The organism is Limisphaerales bacterium (genome assembly GCA_014382585.1).
Classification (GTDB): domain Bacteria; phylum Verrucomicrobiota; class Verrucomicrobiia; order Limisphaerales; family UBA1100; genus JACNJL01.
Genome location: JACNJL010000053.1, coordinates 36,633 through 59,726 on the forward strand (window position 1 = coordinate 36,633; position 23,094 = coordinate 59,726).

A 23,094-nucleotide genomic window follows, 5' to 3' on the forward strand; every position below is an offset into this window, starting at 1 on the left:
CTCAATGCCCAGCACCCGAGACATCCGGCGACGGATCACATCCGTCAAGAAGACCGCGCAGATTACCAATGCGATGGAGAAGGTGGCGCAGGCCAAGATGGCGCGGGCGCAACAGGCGGCGATTGGCGGGCGACCATACGCCGAGCTGATGAATCGGATGCTCGGCGAGGTGGTGACGCACGCGGGTGATTTTGAACATCCGCTGATGGAATCGCGTGGTGGCGATCGGCGCGCATTAATTTTGGTGACCACCGACAAGGGAATGTGCGGCGCGTTGAACACGAATTTGCTGCGGCTGGTTTCCGATGAATTTATCAAGGACGACACGCGTGTGATTTCCGCCGGCCGCAAAGGTGCGCAGCACGCGACGCGGGCGGGTTGGGATTTGGCGGCGGAATTTTCGTATGCCGATCGACCGACCTTTGCCGAGGCACGGGCGATTACGAAAATGGCGGTGGGCCTGTTCGAAAGCGGCGAGGTGGATCACGTGGACGTGGCCTTCTCGAATTTCATCAACACCATCACGCAAAAACCGGAGGTGCAGACGCTGCTGCCGATCACGGAAATCAAAGGTGTCAGTGCCGGCGTTGAGGGTGAGGAAATGTCCACTGAACTGCCGGGCGGCACTACGGAATTTTTGTTTGAACCTTCGGCGGGCGGCGTGTTGGGCGAGTTGCTGCCGCATTATTTAAATTTTCAGATGCACCAGATTTTGCTGGAGGCCAAGGCGAGTGAGTTCAGCTCCAAGATGGTGGCGATGAAGAATGCCACCGATAACGCGAACAATCTCATCAAGGATCTCACGCTCACTTATAACAAGATGCGTCAGGCGGCGATTACCAATGAGCTGTTGGAAATTACCACGGCTCAGATGGCCCTCGGGAATTAATGCAATTTAAGGAATAATTTTAACCAGATAATCACGAAATGAATAAAGGCAAGATTGTACAGATCATTGGACCGGTGGTGGACGCGGAGTTCACCGACAGCCTGCCCGCCATTTACAACGCGCTCACCGTTGAGTTCGACGTGGACGGCAAGACCACCAAGCTGACGCTCGAGGTGCAGCAGCATTTGGGCGACAACTGGGTGCGCGCTGTGGCGATGAGCTCCACCGAGGGCTTGCGGCGCGGAATGGAACTCACCGACGCCGACGCGCCCATCAGTATGCCCGTTGGCGATGCGGTGATGGGCCGCGTATTCAACGTCACCGGCGAGGCCGTGGATGAGCAAGGGCCGGTTGAGGCCGACACGTTCAACCCCATTCACCGCGCAGCACCACCGCTCACCGAGCAATCCACTTCGCAGCAGGTGCTGACCACCGGCATTAAGGTCATCGATTTAATTTGCCCGTTCCTGAAGGGCGGCAAAGTTGGCGCGTTCGGCGGTGCGGGCGTGGGCAAGACGGTGATCATTATGGAGCTGATCAACAACATCGCGAAGCTGCACGGCGGCATTTCGATGTTCGCCGGCGTGGGCGAACGCACACGCGAAGGCAACGATCTTTACAACGAAATGATCGAGGCCGACGTCATCAAAACTGAGAAGGACGAAAACGGTCACACGAAATTTAATGATCGCGGTTTGCCGGTGCTCGCGCCCGGCTCGCGGATTGGGCTGGTATACGGCCAAATGAACGAACCGCCCGGCGCGCGTTTGCGCGTGGCGCTTTCGGCATTGGCGGTAACCGAATATTTCCGCGACGAAAAAAATCAGGACGTGCTGCTTTTCGTGGACAACATTTTCCGCTTCTCACAAGCCGGTTCCGAGGTGAGCGCGTTGCTGGGGCGCACGCCGTCGGCCGTGGGTTATCAACCGACGCTAGCCGCCGAGATGGGTGATTTGCAGGAACGCATCACTTCCACAAAGAAAGGTTCCATCACCTCTTTCCAGGCGGTGTACGTGCCGGCGGATGATTTGACCGATCCCGCACCCGCCACCACGTTTGCGCACTTGGACGCCACCATCGTGCTCGAGCGTTCCATTGCCGAGCTGGGCATTTATCCGGCGGTCGATCCGCTGGCGTCCACTTCGCTGGCGCTCACGGCGGACATCGTGGGCGAGGAGCATTACCGCGTGGCGCGCGGCGTGCAGGCGGTGCTGCAACGCTACAAAGAATTGCAGGACATCATCGCCATTCTCGGCATGGACGAACTTTCGCCGGAGGACAAACAAACCGTGTTCCGCGCGCGTAAAATTCAGCGTTTCCTTTCGCAGCCCTTCAGTGTGGCGGAAGTGTTCACCGGCACGCCCGGCAAACAGGTGGACGTGGCGGATACCGTCAAAGGCTTCGCCGAAATTCTCGATGGCAAACACGACGACGTGCCGGAGAGCAATTTCTATATGAAGGGCGGCATCGACGAGATTCAGGACTAACATCGAAGATGGCCGACACGCTCAAACTTGAAATCGTCACCCCGGAGGCAGTGATTTACTCCGAGGACGTGGAGATGGTCACCCTCCCCGGCAGCGAAGGCGACACGGGCATTTACCCGAACCACGTTCCATTGATGACCAAAGTGCAGGCGGGCGAACTCATCGTCAAAAAAAGTGGTGCTGAGGATATTCTGGCTGTGGGCGAAGGCTTCGCGGAAATCACCGGCGACCACGTGGCCATCCTCACTGACAACGCCATCGGCAGCGCAGACATCGACGAAGCCGCTGCCGAAGAAGCCTTGGCCAAAGCCGAAAAGAGACTCGAAGAAGGTGGCGATTTGACCGAAGACGAAGCGAAGGCACTCAACCAAGCCATCCTTTACTCCGCCGCCCAACTCAAGGCGAAGCGATCCAGACGATAAACTTGCTAACGCGTTTGCGTGAGCTTGAAGAGGTCGAACACCGCGTTTTCAAATATTTCCGAGGGGAACTCAAACACCACTGGTTCCTGTTTCAACGGATCCGTGGCCATCGCATACGGATTGCGCCTGGGGGATCGCCGACCGAATTCCAGTTTGCGTTCAACCGTTTCACCACCGCGCCGGAGCTGCAACGTTAGCATTTTTTTCTCCTCAAGAATTCCGTACACCCCGCGCTTGTCATCACCGCGTGCAGTCCAATCGTGGGCCTTGAATCGCCCGAGTTGATTGATCGCCAGGTTGATTTCGCCGGATTCTTTCGCTGAAAGCTGCAGCCCCGGTTGTGTCCATTGGCCGGCGTTGTTGCGCTCGAGCGTGGCTATTTTGTCGCCGAGGGTTATGGTAAATTTAACCACGTCCTTGCCGGTGAAATTCCACAACTGCCGGTCGCGCAATTGATACGACCACGAAGGCAATCGCTGTTGATCTGCTCGAGCCACAGTGTAAGCCGTGTCTTCGTCGTGGCGGCGAGCGTACAGTTGGTCGCTATTGTTAACGGGCGAGCCGAACGAAATTTGCGAGCGGATCGTGTTTGTGCCGCCGCGATTGCGCAGGGTGAAACTGGCGCTTGGCTGGGCGAGCCCGTATTCGTCAAAGTTGGCGACCACTTCCGCAGCCCGATCAACGGCTTGGAGTCGGCCGAGATTTGCGAGTAATTCAAACACCAATTCCTGATCTGCCGGCAGCGGTACGGGCGCGGTTAGGCTCCACACGCTATTGGTGTTTTGCGTGAGGGTGAAGGGCTCGTTGGCCATCACTTCGATGCGGGCGAGTTCGCTGGGCACAAACCGGCTGGCGAGGTGGCGGTCACAAAAGGTCCAATCCTTGGAGCGCAGGGGCTCTAATTCAGCGCGGGCCACGATGACCACGTTGGAATGGTTCATCAGCCGCGCATATACCAGTCCTGGTTGGTTGGTGGGGCTGTGGCCGAATTGCACCCAAGCTAGGCGGTTGGTGCCTTGCCGCAGTTCCAGCTCCGCCGCAGGCGGGCGTAAGCCAAACGCTTCGAGTTGGGCCGCGTGCCGATCGGGAACAAAATGCTGTACTTCCCATTGCCATAATTGCGTGAGCACTTGCTGGATATATTGGCTGTTGCCGCGCTTCACCGGTTTGGGTTGGGTGACGCTCCATATTCGGTTGGTGGCCGGGCGGTTTAGTGTCATCCGCAGTGGGCCGTTACGCATCATCACCGTATCGATTTTTGCTTCGCGTTGGCTGAGATGAAACACCAGGCGATCGCGCCACACATGATTGCCTGCCGGGAAGTAATTGAGAAATTCTTTGGGCAAAACAAACACCCCGTCATTGCCTGAAGATTGTGCGTAAATGGAATGGCTCAACAGGACTTCACTGCCCAGCCGTAGCTCCAGCGGGTTGCCGCCATCGCGTTCCAGGTGAAGAATGACTTTGGGTGGAGCCAGTTCGAATTCAGATAAATGGCTTACTTCGCCCGGCTTCAAATAATCGGTGGCGGTCAGTGCCGCGCACGCTTGCAGCAGCGCCAGTACCGGCTCGGCTTGCGCGGGATAGTGCATCGGTTCGGTGAATCGCCATTGGCCGGCATCCTGTTCGAGGCGGAAAGAGTTGGTGCCATAAGAAATGCGCAGGGCGCGAATGTTGTTGGGCTTGAACGCTCCCCAAAGCTCCGGCACTTCGGAAGGGCTCGGCGCCGCCTCGCGTTCGAAGGCCCAAATATAGCCGAACATAATCACCACCGCGCCCAGCAGCCACATTGTTTGTTTCGTAATCATGGGTTCATTCAGGCTCGCCTTCGCAGCCACACCATTGCGCCCAGTAACAACGTGCCGGCGGGCAATATGCCCAGCAGCAGTGCGAACATCCGGTGTTTTTGCGGTTTGGTATATTCAAATCGATATTCGCGAATGGGTTTGGGCCCGATGCCCTTGAGCAGCGAAGCGCGGTTGAGCAGCCAGTTGATCGTATGCCATGCAAACTCGCGATTGGCGTCCGTATCCATTCGGTCATTTCGCAAGAACGCGGAGTCGCCCACCACCACCAGCCGCGTAAGCCGTGTGGCATTTTGTGCCTGTACGCCCGGGATGGCACCCTTCTCCACCGCTACCGCCACCGACAGTGAACCCGAACGGGTGATGCCTGCCGGTCCGTTGGCGCTGGTTTCCCGCGCGGTGGCGGTGGGGCCGGTAACCATCAGTGTTGTGGCTTGGGTGCCTTCTGCGGCCAGCGCGCTGTTGGTGTTCGCTTCCACTCCGCGCGGCATCAGAAGCCGCACCGCGAGTTCTCCTTTTTGCAACGCGCGCACGGAGGGATGCGACATAAATTGTTGCACCCGCAAAGTGCCATCGCCCAACGTGTTTTCAGGATCGAGGATCACATCGTTGTGCGCGGTCACCGCCCAGCGTTCGAGTAAATATTCCAGGCCCGCGCGTGAATCGCGGTTGAGCAACACCATCATCCGTCCGCCATTTTGCAAATATTGCTCCAGCTTGGCGCGTTCAGTGGGGCCAATTTCCGTGCGCGGTCCGGCCAGCACCAGCAACCGGCAATCGGTGGGGATGCCCGTGTTTCGATTGAGCTGAAGCGGGGACGCCACCGCGCCAAGGTCCGTCAACAGCCGCAGACATTTTGTGTAGCCGGCATTGCCCGTGTTCGTGGGGCTATGCTCGCCGTGGCCGGTGAGAAAATACACCTGCGGCTCGACCGGATTCGACACCGCGTTGATTGCGGAGGTAAAATGTAATTCGCCAAGAAACGCCGTGCGCTTAAATACCAATTCGCCTTTCGGAGTTCGGCCGGCCACATCCATTTTTGTGAGTTGTCCGTGAGTGATAATTTGCATCCGTTGATTGGCCTCGAAGATCACCAGGTTGCGCGCCTGCTCCGGGAGTCGACAGCGCCGGATCACTTCCCGTGCGCGGGCCGGTTCGCGTAACGGATTGACCGTCGTGAAGCGTATGAGTGGATTGGCGTGTTGATATTTTTTTAACAGTTCCAGCACCAACACCCGCGTGGATTCTTCCTCGTCATAAAACACCGTCACGGTCACGGTATTGTCCAATTGCCGCAGCATCACCTCTGTGCGCGAGGAAAATTTGAGGTCGATATTTTCTGCTACGGACGCTCGGGAATAATTTCGATACGACAGGTAATTGGCCATTGCCGTCAGCGCCAACACCGAAAGCACCGCCAGCGTGCAGTTGATCCACCCGCTCCAACGGCGGCCGGTCGAGTAGCTTTCATTTCCGGGTGTGCTCATTTATTTCCAGCGTCGGCTGCCGATGGATTGGCAGGTGAGGAACAAAAACACGGCGGTGAGGCTCAGGTAAAAAATCACGTGCCGCGTATCGATGATGCCCGAGGAAAAATCCTTCATGTGTTCCAGTACCGAAATGTGTCGCAGCGCGGTGTACATCGGGGTGTCGGTCGGCGGGCTGATTTCTCCCAGTAACCCGATCATAAAAATTCCAGTCCCCAGCGTGAAGCTCGTCATCGCCGCGACGATTTGGCTGCGCGTGAGGCTGGAGGTGAAGCACCCCAGCGCCATATAAAATGAACCAATCAACGCGATCCCCAGAAAAGTGCTCGCCACCGGCCCGGCATCCACCTGTGGGAAAACCGCCGCATAGTGCTTGAGAATGAACGGAAATGCCGCCATCGGCAAAAACGTCAGCAAATAAAAACCGAATGCACCGCTGAATTTTGCCAGCACCACTTGCAGGTCACTCACCGGCGTGGTCATCAGTGTCTCAAACGTGCCGGTGGATTTCTCGCGGGCGAAGGTGCGCATCGTGATCACCGGCGTCACGAGCAGCAGGACCAGCCAAAACAATCCCGTGCTTGGGAATTTTTCTGTGATCGGTAAATCAAATGGCCGGTTGTTCAGCGTGTCCACAATGAGCAACAAACTCAGCCCCAGCAAGAACTGCACGCCCGCTAAAATCACATAGCCGCGGAAGGACAAAAAATGTCCTGCCAATTCGCGCCGCGTGAGGGTGATCAACGTGCTCATTCGTCTTCGTCCTTTTGTGTGATATGAACAAAAATATCCTCCAACGTGTGGCGGTCACGCGTCAGTTCGCGCAACGGCCAGCCACGGGTGCGCGCAAGCGCGGCAATTTCCGAACGTAAATCTAGCCCGTCGCGCGGCGTCAAGCGGCAGCGCTGGAAGCGCCCTTCCGCCGGTGTGATGCGGTGGTGTTCCACTTCGGCCATTTCTTCCCAAGCCGTTTCCAAAACATCCGGCTCCGCTTCCAGTTCCACGGTGATGCGCTGCTGCCCGCCCAGCTTGCGCTCCAAATTGGCCGGAGTGTCTGTGGCCTCCACGCGTCCCTCGTGGAAAATCATTAGCTGTGAACACGTCACTTCCACCTCGGGCAAAATGTGCGATGAAATCAATACCGTATGATTTTCCGCGAGCTGTTTTATGCACTGCCGCACGGTGCGCACTTGATGCGGATCGAGCCCAATGGTGGGTTCATCGAGAATGATCACTGCCGGCTCGTGTACGAGTGCATCGGCCAAGCCCACACGTTGGCGGTAGCCCTTGGAGAGTTCGCCAATCATTTGCCGTGCGGCATCGGCGAGATTGAATTGTTCGATCACCGCATCCACGCGATCGCGGCTGGCTTGTTGCCCCAGCCCTTTGAGCCGTGCGCGAAATTTCAGATATTCCCGCACACGCATATCTGTGTGCAGCGGGTTGTTTTCCGGCATAAACCCCACGCGCCGCCGCACCTCCTGCGAGGCTCCGGCGACGTCGTAGCCGGCGATCCGCACGGTGCCTTCGGTGGCGGCCAGAAATCCGGCGAGGATGCGCATGGTTGTGCTTTTGCCCGCGCCGTTGGGGCCCAGGAAACCGACAATTTCACCGCGCCCCACGGTAAAGGAAATATCGCGAATTGCCGGACGGCTGCCGTAAAGTTTGGTGAGGTTTTCCACCTCAATCATTGGCTTGGGCGCGGGGATGTCGTGAGTGTTGTCCGCCATCTAACGTGCCTTCAATGTTGCTTCGCCGCTATGCCGTTGGAGGAACGCTCCGCGGCGGATTTCCCAAACGACTCCCAGTCGCACGGCTTCGCCGCGTTCCAATCCGCGGATCATTCGCGCAAAGGCCACCACATTGGGCGGCGTAAGTCCGTTAACTTCGCGAATCGTGCTGCCGTGTTTTAGATTCGCCAATGCCCCCGGGCCATCGGCTTCCACTTCGGTAATTAAGTAACCGCCAAAAAACGAAAGGCCCGTTTGTTCTGCCACTGCGCGGGTGAGGGGTCGCACTGTGAGGCCGAGGCGTTGCTTGATGAGCTTGGCGTTAAATACTTTTTCCTCCGGCTGCATCGTGACGGTCACCGGGTGTGCGCGTCCGCCGCGAAAGATGCGAATCTCTGCTTTGATGTTCTGGTTCGCACCGCCTGTAGTAATGGCCTTGGCCCAGTTCACAAACCCGTCTACGGCCTTCCCGTTGACTTCCAGCACCGTATCGCCGGCGGACAGTCCGGCGTGGGCAGCGGGGCTGCCCGGTTCCACGGTCGCCAGCCGCAAGCGGTCGCCATCCACCCGCACCCGCGCGCCCAGCCAGAGGCCGCGCAGATATTCCGGGGTAAAAAAATCGCCGAGCGCCGCGTTCACGCGCTTAATGGGAATGGAAAAGCCGAGGCCCTGTCCCTGCCGGTGGATGGCCACATTGATGCCGATGAGCTTGCCATCGAGATTGACGAGCGGGCCTCCGCTATTTCCGGGGTTGATGGCCGCGTCGGTTTGCAGCCAGTTGGCGATATCGAGTACGGCGTTGGCCTCGGGTGCACGGCGGGCTTTGCTGCTGAGAATGCCGCGGCTGACTGAGCCGCCGAGGCCGAATGGATTGCCGAGCGCAAGCACGGTTTCGCCGAGCAACAAATCGTCATCGCGCGCGAAGGTGACGGCTTTGAATTGCGTGCCGGGCTTGGCTTTGAGTTTGAGCAACGCCAAATCAGCGCGCTGGTTGTATGCCACGCGTTCGGCCTCCAACTCGCGTCCGTCGCTGAGCCGAACTTGGATGCGCGTGGCGCGGCGCACCACGTGGTCGTTGGTCAGCAAATAGCCTTCGGGATCAATGATCACGCCCGAGCCGAGGCTTTGGCGTACATCGCGGTGTGGTTGCCCATGTTGCCCATGATAGGGATTCCAGAAATCGCGAAACAATTCCGCAAAGGGATCGCGGATTTCCATCACCGTCTCGGTGCGGATATTGACTACCGCGGGCATCACTTTTTCCACCGCGCGCACGACGGCATCGCGCCTCGGGCCGTCCGCCGCTGTGGCGTGCATGGTCAGTGCGAACAGTGCAAATATAATATTGACGATTTTTTTCATGAGATTAGGGTTTATTCAACCCCAGCGCGCGCAGTGTCCAACGCCAATCTGGCAGAAAAATGAGCCTCGTGCAACGGCAAGCCGATTGAATGACAGGCAGCTTTTATTCACAATGGCGCGCCCAATCTGTGGAGGCGCAAGTTCGCGAGACCGCCGGAGACACACCGCCCGAGCGGCTAATGCAGTCCATTTGGCAGCACCAACGCCTTCGGCGTGAGGCGCTGCTAACCACCGATGGCCGCCCGGTGCGGGTGTTACATCCGGGTTTTTGGAATCACGAAGCCGGCCCGGATTTCCAGCGCGCCGTCATCCAAGTGGGCGATGTAGTTCCCGCCTGCGGGGATGTGGAAGTGGATTCCACCGGCGCCGATTGGCGCGCGCACGGTCATCACACGAATCCCGCCTTTGGAGGAGTCATTTTTCACGTCATTTGGAATGGCCCCGCCAAAATCGCCCTGCCTACGTTGCGCATGCAGCCTCATATCGATGCCCCGCTTGCCGAGCTGGCTGATTGGCAGGCGGCGGAGCCGTGGTTGCCGTTGCAGTTTGCCGGTAAATGCCGCGCGCCGCTGGCTGAATTAACCATTGAACATCAAGAGACTCTACTTAGTGAAGCGGCCGCCGTGCGGTTGGGAGAAAAGGCTGACACCCTCGCCCGGCACGCGCGACGGCACGGTTGGGAAAGTGCCCTTTGGCACGGGTTGTTCCGCGCGCTTGGTTACAAGAATAACACGTGGCCGATGCAACACCTCGCGGATCATCTGCCCACACTGCGCGCCATCGGGACTGCCAATGCAATGGGCTGGCAGGCGCGTTTGCTTGGCGTGGGCGGATTGCTCACCGACAATTTACCTGCACAAACGCCCGCTGCCCGCAAACACCTCCGAGCGCTTTGGGATTGCTGGTGGCGCGAACGTGATGCGTTTGAGAACATCATTTCCCCCAAAACGGTTTGGCGCTTTGGCGGCTTGCGTCCGGCCAATCATCCCATCCGTCGCCTCGCCCTGCTGGCTCATTGGTTGGCGCGCGCTGACTTGCTGGCGCGCTTGGAGCAGTGGTTGCACATTGACTTCCCTAAAACCAAACTTGCATCTTCATTAACCGAAACGCTCGCCGTGCAGCCGGAGTCATTTTGGAAACATCACTGGACTTTTCGTAGCCCGCCTCAGCCCAAGCCCTGTGCCTTGCTCGGCACCGCGCGCGTGACGGACCTTGCCATCAACGTCATTCTCCCGTGGTTCCATGCGCGAGCCGTCGCCGGCAACAACTCTGAAATGCAATCCCGTATCGCTGCCCGCTATGCCGTGTGGCCTCCTTCGCAGGATAACGCCATCCTTAAACTCGCCCGCCAACGGCTCTTCGGCACTCCGCGCCGTCTCGCCAATGCCGCCGCCCAGCAGGGACTCATCCAGATTACCCGTGATTTCTGTGACCACGCTCCGGCCACCTGCGAGGGCTGCGCTTTCCCCGATCTCGTGCGAGGCTGGGCGGAAAATTTTGATTTAAAATAAATCGACACGTTGAGGCATTTCTCGTTTCCTTTGGGCGTTCGCTGAACACTATCTGGCCATGGAAACACTGCTTGCTGCCGCTACTGAACCTGTCGATTACACGCCCTTCTGGATCCTCGCCGCTGGCGTGGTCTTTGTCATCCTCAGCATTGTCAAATTTCGACTGCACCCCTTTCTGGGTCTGACTTTGGGGGCCGTGCTGGTGGGCGTGCTCACTCCGCAGCTGCCGGACAGCTACAGTGAAAAACAGGCCCAGCTCATGGAAAAGTTGAAGCAGTATGATACCACCGGAGAAAACGAAAAACCGGATGGCTATTTCAACGCCACGGAGCAACTGGCGATTCCGGAAGCGGACCGCCAGGAGATGACCAAGAATCATTTGCGCCCGGACGGCAGTGTGAATCATTGGGGCAAGGCGGTTTCGTTGTCCATGGCTGGGTTTGGCAAATTGGTGGGAGGCATCGGGTTCGTGATCGCCATGGCGGCGATTATCGGCATGTGCATGATGGAAAGTGGCGCGGCGGACCAGATTGTGCGGCGGTTGATGAATACCTTGGGCGAGGACCGCGCGGCTTGGGCGATGTTGATCAGTGGATTCATCCTATCGATTCCTGTGTTTTTCGATACGGTTTTCTTTCTGATCATTCCGCTGGCGCGGGCGTTGGCGTTGCGGACGGGCAAAAACTACACGCTTTATGTGTGTGTGGTGGCCGGCGCGGGCGCGATTACCCACACGATTGTGCCGCCCACCCCCGGGCCGTTGATGATTGCCGAAAACCTCGGGCAATCTGCGGGCGCGGCCATCATCGCCGGATTGTTCGCCTCCATCATCCCAGTGGCAATCGTGATGTGGCTGGCCAAGCGGTTTAACGAAAAGCTGAACATCCCGCTCCGCGAGACGCGCGGTTCCTCGCTGGAGGAGCTGGGCAACATCGTAAAAAAGAAGGCGGACGAGTTGCCGGGGTTTGGCATTTCCCTGCTGCCGGTGGTGTTGCCGGTGGTGTTGATCGCCATGGTGACGTTCGTGGATTTTCTGGGTGAACTGGATGGGGTGAGCCTGCATGTCCCCGCGGCCTTGATGGGGGTGCTGGAATTTTTGGGGAACAAAAATGTGGCGATGTTTCTCGCGGCCTTGATCGCCATGTACACGCTGGCCAAGCAACGGGGATGGACGCTCGACAAACTGGGTGAGTCTGTCAATTCCCCGCTGGAGGTGGCCGGTGTGATCATCCTCATTACGGGTGCGGGCGGCGCGTTTGGCAGCATGATCCGGGAAACGGGCATTGGCGACACTATCAAGCAAATCGGGGTCAGTGAGGGCGGCACGGCGGGCATGTTGTTCATGGCGTGGCTGTTGACGGCGGTGATTCGCGCCGCGCAGGGTTCGGCCACGGTTTCAATGATCACCGGCTCAGGCATCATGGCCCCGATTTTGGCCGCGATGGCCGCCGACGGATCGCTTGGGTGTCATCCCATTTATTTTTGCCTCGCGATTGGGTTTGGGGCGTTCCCGCTTTCGTGGATGAATGACAGTGGGTTTTGGGTGGTGCAGCGGATGAGTGGGTTCACCGAAAAAGAAACGCTGAAGACGTGGACAGTGATGCTCACGGCCATCGGTGTGGCGGGCATCATTCAGGTGATGGTGATGGCCTCGGTGTTCCCCTTGAAGCCAGACAAACCGGCGGCGAAACCAGAGGCCGCCGCTCAGGTCAGTTTAATTCCAACGTCGGATTTAGTAGTGCCTGATGAGCTTCGGCTTCATCGGCGAAGATGACGCGGATGGACTTAAAGCGGTTCGTGCGCCAGTGATCTTCTTTGAGTAGCCATTCTTTCACAAAATTCGCCACCGTGTGGCGCGCTTCTTCGCGCACCTGTCTCACGTGATTTTCCTGCTGCGCATAGCTGTTGAAGCGCGGGGTGAGTGAGCGCTCCAGCGCGGCCATTTGTTCATCGGCATTCCAGCGGCCCCAGCCTTGTTCGGAGCGTTTAGACATTCGGTCGGTGTGGATAGCCACCGGCAGTGAGGCGCGCAGGCGCGGGGCAATTACCACGCATTGCTGGTCGTGGACTTCGAGTTTCCACGGATCACTCAGGCGTAGGTGATAACGAAACGTAGCGGGTACTTTGATTTCAGTGACGGTGGTTCCGAGGCTGATTTGTCGCCACAAAATGGTGCGCTTGTTGGTGCGTTTAATGGTTTCGGTGTACTTGATCGTGGCCAATTCGAGGTTGCCTTCGCCGGTGCCTTTGACTTCGGGGATGGATTCTTCAAAGGTATGTGTGATTTTCGTTTGCTGAAAACGATCCGCAATATCCGACACTTTACGGAAACTTTTCTCCACTGCGCCTGCTGTTTCTTTCACCGTGGCGAGGGTGGTTTCCTTTGCGGTGTTAAGCGATTTGATAAATGCCCCCAAGGCAATCAACGCCAGCATCAGAATCACAATCGGCCATCGCCATTCGCTGAAGTTACTGGGGGTTTCCTGCAAAGATTCATCTGTTCCCATGCCCTCAATATAACATTCAGCAGCCCGTCTGGCGAGCCTGCAGTAACCAGCGTTGTCCGTTGCACGTCTGTTGAACTATGAATACGGACCGGCTTGCCAAAGTCCGTGGGGGCCCAAAGGGCTCCCGGGCGTTTACCCTCATTGAGTTGCTCGTGATCTTTGCGCTCATGGCCATGATGCTCTCGATGATGGGCCCGGCCTTTGTGAAGGTGCGCGACAAGGCGCAGGAACTGCAGTGCCTGAACAATACCCGAAATCTTTCCATCGCGCACACGATTTATTCCAGCGATCACAACGACCAACTTGTTCCACATGCCGTGTGGCGTCCGCCTCACAACGGCGCGCTGGTGCCCACGGTGAACCTGACTTTCTGGCCCGACCTCCTGCAAGCCTATGTGGGTGATGACCGCGTTTTTCGCTGCCCCTGTATGCACTGCGGTTCAGAGCGCGCCATCGGCTATGGTATGAACCTGCAAGTATCCGGCGCATTTCTTGTGCAATCGGAATCCGACACCCCGTCCTTGGCGGAAATTCAACGGCCTTCGCAAACCGTATTGTTTGCCGACGCTGCATTCGTGACACGCGCCACAATGAACCGCCCGATCAATGAATGGCAGGAAGACGCCACCCGCCCACGTGGCTGTTGGACGCTTCGTTCGGCTGCGGATCCACTTTGGTATTTTGCTCCTGCACGGTTGATGCCCCGCCATCTTGGTCGAGCGAACAATGCCTTTGTGGATGGCCACGCCGAGACGCTCACGCCTGCCCAGCTTGGCTATGGATTGCCATTGCGGCATCCAAACAATTTATGGGATCGGTATTGAACACAGTGATTTATCCTGTATCCGTGTTCACATAAACCTGCTTATCCCGTCCGCCGCCACGGACCGGTGATGGCGAGAGTAAACCCTTGGCGCTGGATGTTCACGAAGAGCGTGGTGCCATCAGGCGAAAAAGTGGCCCCGGCAAATTCGCTGTTGCTCGCGGCGTTGCGGGCGATTTTATAAAAACCGCCCTGCGGCGAAATGCCGGAGAGAAATTGCTCGCCCGGGCCGTCTTCGCACAACACCAAATCACCCCACGGCGCGACTGTGAGATTATCCGCGCGGTCGATGATCGCCTGATCATTCGGCTCCGCGTAGAGTTCCAGCGTGCCGGTGGCGGGGAGGTATTTCCAAATTTGGCCGTACTGTTTTTTGCCGCCATTGGTGCAGACGAAATATACGCTGCCATCCGCCCACCACATCCCTTCGCCCCGCGCGAATTTCGCTGCGCCTTTGGCCTGCGCCTGCAGTCGCAAATCATTCTTGGGAGATTCCACCTCATTGAGGTCCACCCACGTGATTAAATGCTTCGCCCCGACGCGCACGATTTGCTCCTTCCAGTTTCGTGTGTCTAAAGCAAATGAATCGCGCACCACCAGCGCCTGCAATTTTCCGCCCGCGGCGAGCGTGCCGGGGGTCTTGGGGATAAACCGATAAATCGCGCTGTCGCCCAGATCTTCCGTTTGATAAACGATGCCTGTTTTGGGATCCACCGCCACCGCTTCGTGCCGGAAGCGCCCCATCGCCTTCAACGCCACCGCGTGCGCAAGGCTCGGCTGCGTGGTGGCCGGCACTTCAAAATTATAACCGTGGTCGTGCATCAACGTGCCGCCCGCGCGATCCGCGGTTTCCTCGCAGGTGATCCAGCTGTTCCATGGCGTGGGCCCGCCCGCGCAATTGCGCACCGTGCCGGCGAGACTGAGAAACTCCCGCACCGTGCGTTCGCGTTTGGTGTCGTACACCACCGTCGTTGTGCCGCCGAGGCTGGGCGGCACTTGCTTGCCTTTGTGTTGCCCGCCGGCGTCATACATTTTTGCGCGGATTTTATCCGTGAGTTTTTTATTACTTTCACCAAAGGGCCCGGACGAGCCGGTGATCGCCGGATTCAATTCGTGATTCCGCACCAACACCGTCAACCCATTCTCCCCCGGGAACGCCGCCATTCCGTCTGGCGCACCGGGAACTTGTAAACCATCAGCCATCCGCGAGCCCGCTTTGGAAATCACGCGATATGAGAACCCTTTCGGCAAATCCAGAATCTTTTTTGGATCCGCCAGCAAAGTCCCGTACCCCTTCACTGCCCGCGCCCCAGCCGTGTTTGTAAGCAATTGTAATCCGCCAAACCCCGCCGCCAACGCGGCCCCAGTTTTCAAAAAATGTCGCCGTGTGTTCATTTCGATTAATCGCCGGGCAAGGCTATCGCGCCTACGCCGGAAAAGAAACTCGATTAATTTTACACATCCGTTTCAATGTCCGCGTGAAAGCGATTTTGATCTTTGCGCTAATGTGTTTGTTTGGCATCGGCTGCGCTTCGCCGTCCACACCAAAAACTGCACCGTTTACCACAGCGCTCAATTGGGTGACAAAATCCAGCGAGTACCGAGCCGTCTGCCAACAAACCTACGCTGCCGCTTGGGAAAAGGTGGCACCGGCCGCACGTGCGGCAAACGGCCCGTGGGTGATCGTGATGGATTTGGATGAAACGGTGCTGGATAATTCCAATTATCAGCGGCAACTCGAGGCCAGCGGCCAAGGCCACAGTCAAGCTGCGTGGGCCGCGTGGGTGGCATGTTCGGATGCGGGATTTGTGCCGGGGGCGAAGGAGTTTATCGCCAAAGTCCGCACGCTCCCGCGCGCGCGCATTGTTTTTCTCAGCAACCGTTTTACGACCGGCCTCGATGCGACGCGCGCCAATTTAAAAAAACTGGGGCTCACGGCCGACTCCAATATTTTTCTGCTGCGCCGCGAGAAATCCGACACCAAGGCCATCCGCCAGCGGGAAGTGCTCGAGGGCAGTCGGCGCATGGCCCCGTATGGGGCGCAACGGGTGGTGGCGTGGTTCGGCGATGCGGCGCACGATTTTCCGGATGACCTCAAGCTGAAATGGGGCGCGCAGAAATTTATGCTGCCGAATCCAGTTTACGGAAGCTGGTGATGTTCGTCACCGGAATCGTGCGCGTACGGGCGGGCAGGTTACGCTTGGTCAGTCATTTTTCTTTATCGGGAGCAATACCGCGCGCGGGACGAGGGCCATGCTCGTGGGCGTGTAGTTGCAGGTGCAACCGCCGGAAAGGTTGGGGACGTTGAGGACGCCATTGGCAGGAAAGATGTTGTTGCTGCAGGCGGCGCGGAGGTTCCAAATGGGTTGAAACTTTTGGGTGTCGAGATCAATGACCGCGGCATTGCCTTGGTAGCGGGTGGTGGCGAGATAGGGGCTGGTGCGCAGAGGGGTGCAACCGCGGCGGAACCACTTGAGCGGTTTACCCAGCTGCGCGCCGCTGGTGAGATCGTACATTTTATAATTATCCGATCCGCCGACCAGCAGGCTGTCACCGGCGATGTGGCTGCCGCTTTTATAATTCCATTGATCCAGCTGGGGATCGGCCAGCTTGGCTTGGCGATGAAGGTCCATTGGTGCCCGCCGTCCCCTCAGCCAGAAAAGAAGTTTACACCCACTCGCCAATACGCTTGAATCTGGGCACGATGAAAATAGCACTAATTATATTAGGACTATGCCTGTGCCTGCTAGCATCCTGCGCGGACAAGGACAAGGCGTTGTCGAAGGATTTCAAGGCACTGAAGGCCTTGGTAGAAAAAAATGATGCAAAGGCGCAAAGTGCTCTGGGGGACAAATATTATACTGGCAAGGGCGTGCTGAAAGACCATGTGACTGCCTATGCTTGGTGGAACATCGCTGCCTTCAGCGGCGACGCGGATGCAAAGAAAAGCAAAGGCATCATCGCCAAGAAAATGACTGAGGAGCAAATCGCTGAAGCACAAAAACTCTCCAAGGAAATGCTCAAGAAAAATCCGAAGCTGGCGAAGTGAAGGTAGGGCGGTTTCTCCGAAACCGCCAAGGCGCGCTCGGAGAGCACGCCCTACCTGCAAAGTTCCCGGCGGCTCTGAAATGTCCAAGACTCATTTCCAATCTCAAAATCCCAAGTTGGGTTTTTGGGGGGTGGTCATTGGACCTTCCCCCGCCCTTGCCTTGACTTCTCCGCCGGTTTACCCGATACACTCGCCGCCTTATGGGTAAGGACAAGGCTAAAGATAATTCATTGATGGATGCCATTGTGTCGTTGTGCAAGCGGCGCGGGTTTGTTTTTCAATCCTCCGAAATCTATGGCGGACTGCGCGGCCTGTGGGATTACGGCCCGCTGGGGGTGGAGTTGAAACGCAACATCAAGGAGGCGTGGTGGCGCGATATGATCACCACACACGACGAGCTGGCCCAGCCGGAGGGCACGCCGAGCACGTTCCAAATGGTGGGCATCGAGTCGAGTATCATCATGCATCCGCGCGTTTGGAAAACGTCCGGCCATTACGATTTGTTTGCGGACCAAATGGTGGATTGCCGGACGTGCAAGAGCCGGTTCCGCGCCGATCACGTGTCCACCAGTGAGTGCCCGCAGAAGCCGAGCAAATGCCCGGGCGACCACGAGGCGTGCGACCTGACGGAGCCGCGCGATTTTAACCTGATGTTCGAGACGTACGTGGGCGCGTTGCGCGATGAGGAGAACAAGGCGTTCCTGCGGCCGGAGACGGCGCAGGGGATGTTCGTGAATTTCAAGAACGTGATGGACAGCAACCGCGTGAAGATCCCCTTCGGCATCGCGCAACAGGGCAAAAGTTTTCGCAACGAAATCACCCCGCGCAATTTCACCTTCCGCACGCGGGAATTTGAGCAAATGGAGATGGAGTTTTTCTGTCATCCCGAGGAATCGCCCAAGTGGTATGCCTACTGGCGCGACCGGCGTTTCAAGTGGTACACGGATCTGGGCATCGATCCAGCGAAATTGATTTTGCGTGACCACGATGCCGATGAGCTTTCGCATTACTCCGTGGGCACGGCTGATGTGGAGTACGCATTTCCGTTCTGCGAGGAAGGCGAGTTTGGCGAGCTGGAAGGGATCGCCCACCGCGGCGATTTTGATCTGCGCTCGCACATGGAAGGCAAGCTCGTGCGCGAAGGCGATGAGTTGGTGGTGGAAAAAGGCGAGGACGGCAACCCGAAATATCCCGGCAGCGGCAAGGACATGACCATCCTCAACGAGGAAACCAAGGAACGCTACGTGCCGCACGTCATCGAGCCGGCCGCCGGCGCGGACCGCACGGTGCTGGCGTTCATTTGTAACGCCTACCACGAGGAAACGATCACCAACGAAAAGGGCAAGGAAGAGACGCGCGTGGTCATGAAGTTTCACCCGCGCATTGCGCCGTACAAGGTGGGCGTGTTCCCGTTACTCAAGAACAAGCCTGAGCTGGTCGCTAAAGCGCGCGAGGTGTGCAATCTGCTCCGCCCGCACATGGCGGTGTTTTATGATGAAGGCGGGGCCATTGGCCGGCGTTATCGGCGTCAGGACGAGGCCGGCACGCCTTACGGTGTGACCATCGATTTCGATACGCTTGGCGAAAACGGCGATGAGGCCAAGGACACCATCACCCTGCGCGGTCGCGATACCATGGAGCAAACGCGAATGCCCATCAGCGAGCTCCTGCCGTTTCTGCTGGAGAAAATTCGGTAGAAAATAACCAAGGGACAATGACCAATCCCCAAGGAATTCCCAATGCCCATGGAGATTGTGGATTGGGCATTCCTTGGGCTTTGGAATTTGGGCCTTGGTCATTCCCCCATCTTCATCCTTGAAAAATGATTATGGAAAACTGAGTATTCCCCATGACCCCCACCGAAGCGACTCAGCTGCTTGAGGATTTCCGCGCTGGCAAAATCAGCCAGGCGCAGGCGCTTGCTGCTCTTGGTAAGGAACCGGTCACCGACCTCGGCTTCGCACAGGTGGATCAACACCGCGCCCTGCGGCAGGGCTTTCCTGAGGTCATCTTCGGGGCGGGCAAAACCCCCGTGCAAGTCGTCAAGATTGCCGGCGAAATTCTCAAGCAAAGCGATCGCGTGCTCATCACCCGCACCACGTCCGCCCACGCCAAGGCGTTGTCGAAAAAATTCAAAAAAGCCGTTCACCACGAAACCGCTCGCTGCGTGGTGATCGAAAAGAAAAAATCCAAACCCCAACGCGTCGGCACTATCGCCATCCTCTCTGCCGGCACCAGCGATCTACCCGTGGCCGAGGAAGCCGCGGTCACCGCGGAGACGATGGGTAACCCTGTCCAGCGCCTGTTCGATGTCGGTGTCGCCGGCCTGCACCGGTTGCTGGCGCGCGTGGAGGATTTCCGTGAGGCCAACGTCATCATTGTCGTGGCCGGCATGGAAGGCGCCTTGCCCAGCGTGGTGGCCGGTTTGGTCGACAAACCCGTCATCGCCGTGCCCACCAGCATTGGCTACGGTGCCAGCTTCGAGGGCGTGGCCGCGCTGCTCGGCATGTTAAATTCCTGCGGCAGCGGCGTCACCGTCGTCAACATCGACAACGGCTTCGGCGCCGCCTACGCCGCCAGCCAAATCAATGCGCTGACCGATTCATGAAATACCTTCGACTCACAATCGCGACCCTCTTGGGGGTTGTTGCTTTGGGCGAGATGGGCTGTGTCGCCCCTATTCCATCAGCGGCGGCGGTTTATGAGCGGGTCGAGCCGGCGGCCGTGGAGATTCTGGTAAACGGTCGCATGGCCGGTTCGGGCAGTATTGTGGATGCCGGCGGTAGCGTGCTGATCGCCGCGCACATGTTGCCCAATGCGTCCGAAACCGACGTCAAACTGGAGGCGCATTCGCCGGCGTTGGGGCGGCATCCAGTGCAGTGGGTGGCGCTGGATCGCGGGCACGATCTGGCCTTGCTGCAATTGCCCGCGCGCGAAACGGCGTATCCGCATTTGCAACTGGCCCGGCGCGCGCCGCGGCCGGGCGAGCCAGTGTATCTTTATGGCGCTCCGGTGTTTCGCCACGACGTCATGATTGCCGGCCGCGTGGCGCGCGCCCGGCCGACGTATGAATTTTACGACGGCGCCTTTCGGGAGATTGTGCACATCTCCGCCATCTCGCCCATCGGCACCTCGGGTGGGCCGTGGGTGAATGCGCGCGGCCGAATCTTTGGCGTGCAAAGCGCGGCCATGACTATCAAGGGCGGGCATCAAGGCATCGCCTACGCCGCGCCGCTGGCGTCTCTGCAAACCCTGTTGGAAACCCGCCGCGATCAGGCCACGCCGACTCTGCAAATGGGCGTGGAGGAATTGTGGTCGCAGGATCCCGGCTTTCTGAAACCGCTACCCGGCAGCCTGCGCGGATTGGTCGTGCGCCAGCTGCAACCCAACGGCCCGGCCGGCCGCGCGGGTTTGAAGGAGTGGGATATCATCACCACGCTGGACGGCTGGCCAGTGGAGCGCACCGAGGATTATGTGAACGCCCTGCGCCGCCATCGGCCCGGCGAAACAATCCGCATGCGCGCCACCGATCGAACCGGAGAAAACCCCCGCGACCTCACCATCCGGCTGGTGCCGATTCAATAACTCCCAATGATCGATGGGTTCTCGCCAACTAAATGAACGGAAGTTTCCGGAATGGGAGGAGTTGCCTTCAGGGGGGCGGCTTTATCGTCGGGAGGTGAAAGGGCGGTCCGGTTGGACGGCGCGTTATTTGAAGGAAGTGGATGCACAGGAAAACACCGTCAAGTTTTGGCAGGAGATCCATGACGCCCAAGGCCGGTTGAAGGAAGTGCACGAGAAATATCCGGTGGATAAAGGCCACCGGAAGTTGTAAGGTGAATCCATGACCATTACCAAACAGGTCATCGCTGAAAAGCTCACCGCGTATTTGCGCCATGAATGCACGTCAGCCGAATTGGTCAGCTGGGCGGAAACGGCGTTGATGGACAGCGATGTGGATGAGTCGAATGCCGAGGTCGTGTCGGCCGCGCTGGCGCGCCTGGGCGTGGCGGATGTGCGGGCGTTCGGTTTGGAATGGGCCGATTGCGAATCCATCCTGCGCGATCTCGGGTTTGAAGCGCACGTGGAAATCACGGCCACCTGACCGTTGCCGCGCATTTCCCTCAACATGCGAATCTGTGTTTCATGAAGACTCTCTATCTCGATATTTTCAGCGGCATTAGCGGCGATATGTTTTTGGGCGCGATGATGGACCTGGGCGTGGACTTCGAGGCGCTGGAGGCGGAGCTGCAAAAGCTCAAGCTCGAGGGCTACACGCTCAGCGCCAATCGCCGGCAGAAATGCGCCATTGATGGCGTGAAGTTTGATGTGCACCTCGCGTGCGGCGGTGAGGCCGATCACGATCATTCCCATTCGCACAGTCACGAACACAGCCATTCGCATGATCACGGGCATGATCATTCCCATGAACACAGCCACGGCGGCGGCGAGGGCCATGGGCACAGTCGCAACTTCGCGCAGATTTCGGAGATGATCCACACCAGCACCTTGAGCGATTGGGTGAAGCAAAAATCCGTGGCCGTCTTCCAGCGCGTGGCCAATGCCGAGGGGAAGATCCATGGCATGCCGCCGTTTGAAGTGCACTTTCACGAGGTGGGCGCGGTGGATTCCATCGTCGACATCGTCGGCGGTTGCATCGCGCTGGAGCTGTTGGGCAAACCACGCGTGCGCAGTGGGCCAGTCATTGAAGGCACCGGCTTTATTATGTGCGCGCATGGCCGCTTTCCCATTCCCGCGCCGGCCACGTTGAACATCCTCGCCGAACGCGGCGTGGCCATCACCCAATGCGATGAGCCCAACGAACTCATCACGCCCACCGGCGCTGCCTTGATTGCCGAATTCGCCGAGGACTTTGGGCCGTTGCAACATCTTACGCCGGAGAAGGTCGGGTTTGGTCTCGGCACCCGCGATTGTCAAACCCGGCCCAACGTGTTGCGCGCCGTATTGGGCGAGGAAACCGCCGCCAGCAGCCGCAATGATTGGGAGACAGACACAATTTCAGTTTTGGAAACCAACCTCGACGACATCAGCTCCGAGGTGCTCGGTGACTTTGTGGAACGCGCCCTAAAGGCCGGCGCGTTGGACGTGGTGCACACGGCCATCCAGATGAAAAAGAACCGCCCCGGCGTGCAGCTCAGCGTGCTCTGTGCCGAGGGCGATGCCGATCAGTTCTGCGAAATGATCCTGCGCGAAACCACCACCTTCGGCGTGCGCCGCACCCTTACCGAACGCCGCAAACTCCAGCGCGAAACCCAAACCGTTTCCACCCCCCACGGCGAAGTGACCGTGAAGCTGGGTAAACTCAACGGCGAAACCGTGCAGGTCGCGCCGGAATACGAAAGCTGCCGCGCCATTGCCGCAAAAGCCGAGGTGCCACTCAAAGCGGTGTATGATGCCGCCGTGGCAGCCGCGCGTTTGCGCTGATATTGGGTTGATGGACTCGCATGCTCGTCCCTTCATCGCGGCCCCATTGTCAATGGAGGGACGAGCCCGCGAGTCCGCTATCGTCAAGCGCCAATCCACTAACTGGTAGGGCGTGCTCTCCGAGCGCGCCGAGGCGGTTTCGGAGAAACCGCCCTACCTCAGCACTGTGGCCAGCTACGGCGCGCCGTTGCCGCGGAGTTAAACCAGATAGGGACGAGGTGGAATTCGTCCCTCCATCGCGGCCCCGTTGTCAATGGAGGGACGAGCCCGCGAGTCCGCTATCGTCAAGCGCCAATCCACTAACTGGTAGGGCGTGCTCTCCGAGCGCGCCGAGGCGGTTTCGGAGAAACCGCCCTACCTCACCACTGTGACCCGCAACACGGGCGGAAAGGCGGATGTGCCGCGCGTTAATTGGGTTTTATTCGTTCGTGGGCGCGCGGCCGGTGTGTTGGGGGTTTTGCCCACGCATGGGCCATGGGCTAGTTGCGAGGCCTTTGGAATCGGTCTTGAAGGCATAGAGCTTGTGGTCAAGTGACCCGACGTAAACGGTGCCATCAGAACCGATGGCGGGGGAGGA

23 protein-coding genes are annotated in these 23,094 nt (G+C 58.4%); 14 read left to right on the forward strand and 9 right to left on the reverse strand.

Annotated features, from left to right (window positions below):
• Positions 1-4 precede the first annotated feature (4 nt).
• Genes atpG through atpC form a run of 3 tightly spaced genes read left to right on the forward strand, consistent with a single transcriptional unit; the run spans position 5 to position 2,798 of the window.
• Positions 5-889 (forward strand): ATP synthase F1 subunit gamma, encoded by an 885-nt coding sequence (gene atpG, locus H8E27_12030; protein MBC8326341.1) that lies wholly within the window; start codon positions 5-7, stop codon positions 887-889.
• 38 nt (positions 890-927) lie between these two features.
• Positions 928-2,376: a F0F1 ATP synthase subunit beta gene (atpD, locus tag H8E27_12035; protein ID MBC8326342.1), complete on the forward strand. Its 1,449-nt coding sequence runs from the start codon at positions 928-930 to the stop codon at positions 2,374-2,376.
• An 8-nt stretch (positions 2,377-2,384) separates the two neighbouring features.
• Positions 2,385-2,798: an ATP synthase F1 subunit epsilon gene (gene atpC, locus H8E27_12040; protein ID MBC8326343.1), complete on the forward strand. Its 414-nt coding sequence runs from the start codon at positions 2,385-2,387 to the stop codon at positions 2,796-2,798.
• Between the two features lie 5 nt (positions 2,799-2,803).
• On the opposite strand, the gene H8E27_12045 is transcribed toward atpC, so the two are convergent.
• The 5 genes from H8E27_12045 to H8E27_12065 are packed head-to-tail and all read right to left on the reverse strand — an operon-like array spanning position 2,804 to position 9,182.
• Positions 2,804-4,606 carry a DUF4340 domain-containing protein gene (locus H8E27_12045; GenBank protein ID MBC8326344.1) on the reverse strand — a complete coding sequence of 601 codons (1,803 nt, stop codon included), beginning with the start codon at positions 4,604-4,606 and terminating at the stop codon, positions 2,804-2,806.
• A gap of 8 nt (positions 4,607-4,614) precedes the next feature.
• Positions 4,615-6,090, reverse strand: coding sequence for a GldG family protein (locus H8E27_12050; protein MBC8326345.1), 1,476 nt, complete (start codon positions 6,088-6,090; stop codon positions 4,615-4,617).
• Positions 6,091-6,843 (reverse strand): ABC transporter permease subunit, encoded by a 753-nt coding sequence (locus H8E27_12055; protein ID MBC8326346.1) that lies wholly within the window; start codon positions 6,841-6,843, stop codon positions 6,091-6,093.
• On the reverse strand, positions 6,840-7,781 hold the full coding sequence (locus H8E27_12060) for an ABC transporter ATP-binding protein (protein ID MBC8326347.1): 942 nt from the start codon (positions 7,779-7,781) through the stop codon (positions 6,840-6,842). Before H8E27_12060 ends, H8E27_12055 begins: the two co-directional genes overlap by 4 nt.
• A gap of 39 nt (positions 7,782-7,820) precedes the next feature.
• Positions 7,821-9,182: a trypsin-like peptidase domain-containing protein gene (locus H8E27_12065; GenBank protein ID MBC8326348.1), complete on the reverse strand. Its 1,362-nt coding sequence runs from the start codon at positions 9,180-9,182 to the stop codon at positions 7,821-7,823.
• Positions 9,183-9,271: 89 nt separating this feature from the next.
• On the opposite strand from H8E27_12065, the gene H8E27_12070 reads away from it, so the two are divergent.
• Both H8E27_12070 and H8E27_12075 read left to right on the forward strand, forming a co-directional pair.
• Positions 9,272-10,693: a DUF2851 family protein gene (locus H8E27_12070; protein MBC8326349.1), complete on the forward strand. Its 1,422-nt coding sequence runs from the start codon at positions 9,272-9,274 to the stop codon at positions 10,691-10,693.
• 58 nt (positions 10,694-10,751) lie between these two features.
• Positions 10,752-12,467 (forward strand): hypothetical protein, encoded by a 1,716-nt coding sequence (locus H8E27_12075; protein ID MBC8326350.1) that lies wholly within the window; start codon positions 10,752-10,754, stop codon positions 12,465-12,467.
• Here the strand turns inward: H8E27_12075 and H8E27_12080 are convergent.
• The gene (locus tag H8E27_12080) at positions 12,403-13,200 is read right to left on the reverse strand and encodes a hypothetical protein (protein ID MBC8326351.1); all 798 of its coding nucleotides are present in this window, start codon (positions 13,198-13,200) and stop codon (positions 12,403-12,405) included. The genes H8E27_12075 and H8E27_12080 overlap by 65 nt on opposite strands.
• A gap of 77 nt (positions 13,201-13,277) precedes the next feature.
• Here H8E27_12080 and H8E27_12085 point away from each other — a divergent pair, with 77 nt between their 5' ends.
• Entirely contained in the window at positions 13,278-14,024 is a 747-nt protein-coding gene (locus H8E27_12085) for a prepilin-type N-terminal cleavage/methylation domain-containing protein (protein MBC8326352.1), read from the forward strand.
• Positions 14,025-14,065: 41 nt separating this feature from the next.
• Here the strand turns inward: H8E27_12085 and H8E27_12090 are convergent, their stop codons facing one another.
• The gene (locus H8E27_12090; GenBank protein ID MBC8326353.1) at positions 14,066-15,418 is read right to left on the reverse strand and encodes a DUF839 domain-containing protein; all 1,353 of its coding nucleotides are present in this window, start codon (positions 15,416-15,418) and stop codon (positions 14,066-14,068) included.
• An 83-nt stretch (positions 15,419-15,501) separates the two neighbouring features.
• Here H8E27_12090 and H8E27_12095 point away from each other — a divergent pair, with 83 nt between their 5' ends.
• Positions 15,502-16,179 carry a hypothetical protein gene (locus H8E27_12095; protein ID MBC8326354.1) on the forward strand — a complete coding sequence of 226 codons (678 nt, stop codon included), beginning with the start codon at positions 15,502-15,504 and terminating at the stop codon, positions 16,177-16,179.
• A gap of 48 nt (positions 16,180-16,227) precedes the next feature.
• Here the strand turns inward: H8E27_12095 and H8E27_12100 are convergent, their stop codons facing one another.
• Entirely contained in the window at positions 16,228-16,656 is a 429-nt protein-coding gene (locus H8E27_12100; protein MBC8326355.1) for a hypothetical protein, read from the reverse strand.
• A 71-nt stretch (positions 16,657-16,727) separates the two neighbouring features.
• Here H8E27_12100 and H8E27_12105 point away from each other — a divergent pair, with 71 nt between their 5' ends.
• The 7 genes from H8E27_12105 to larC all read left to right on the forward strand — a co-directional run bounded on the left by H8E27_12105 (position 16,728) and on the right by larC (position 22,517).
• The gene (locus tag H8E27_12105; protein MBC8326356.1) at positions 16,728-17,072 is read left to right on the forward strand and encodes an SEL1-like repeat protein; all 345 of its coding nucleotides are present in this window, start codon (positions 16,728-16,730) and stop codon (positions 17,070-17,072) included.
• 233 nt (positions 17,073-17,305) lie between these two features.
• Positions 17,306-18,769, forward strand: coding sequence for a glycine--tRNA ligase (locus H8E27_12110; GenBank protein ID MBC8326357.1), 1,464 nt, complete (start codon positions 17,306-17,308; stop codon positions 18,767-18,769).
• A gap of 152 nt (positions 18,770-18,921) precedes the next feature.
• On the forward strand, positions 18,922-19,680 hold the full coding sequence (larB, locus tag H8E27_12115; protein ID MBC8326358.1) for a nickel pincer cofactor biosynthesis protein LarB: 759 nt from the start codon (positions 18,922-18,924) through the stop codon (positions 19,678-19,680).
• Positions 19,677-20,657 carry a serine protease gene (locus H8E27_12120; GenBank protein ID MBC8326359.1) on the forward strand — a complete coding sequence of 327 codons (981 nt, stop codon included), beginning with the start codon at positions 19,677-19,679 and terminating at the stop codon, positions 20,655-20,657. The genes larB and H8E27_12120 overlap by 4 nt, the downstream gene beginning before the upstream one ends.
• Before the next feature lie 13 nt (positions 20,658-20,670).
• Entirely contained in the window at positions 20,671-20,907 is a 237-nt protein-coding gene (locus H8E27_12125; GenBank protein ID MBC8326360.1) for a hypothetical protein, read from the forward strand.
• Positions 20,908-20,916: 9 nt separating this feature from the next.
• A complete protein-coding gene (locus H8E27_12130) occupies positions 20,917-21,177 on the forward strand; it encodes a hypothetical protein (protein MBC8326361.1) in 261 nt (86 codons plus the stop codon).
• A gap of 41 nt (positions 21,178-21,218) precedes the next feature.
• Entirely contained in the window at positions 21,219-22,517 is a 1,299-nt protein-coding gene (larC, locus tag H8E27_12135) for a nickel pincer cofactor biosynthesis protein LarC (GenBank protein MBC8326362.1), read from the forward strand.
• A gap of 418 nt (positions 22,518-22,935) precedes the next feature.
• On the opposite strand, the gene H8E27_12140 is transcribed toward larC, so the two are convergent.
• On the reverse strand, positions 22,936-23,094 hold a 159-nt coding region (locus H8E27_12140; GenBank protein ID MBC8326363.1), incomplete at its 5' end, for a PQQ-binding-like beta-propeller repeat protein.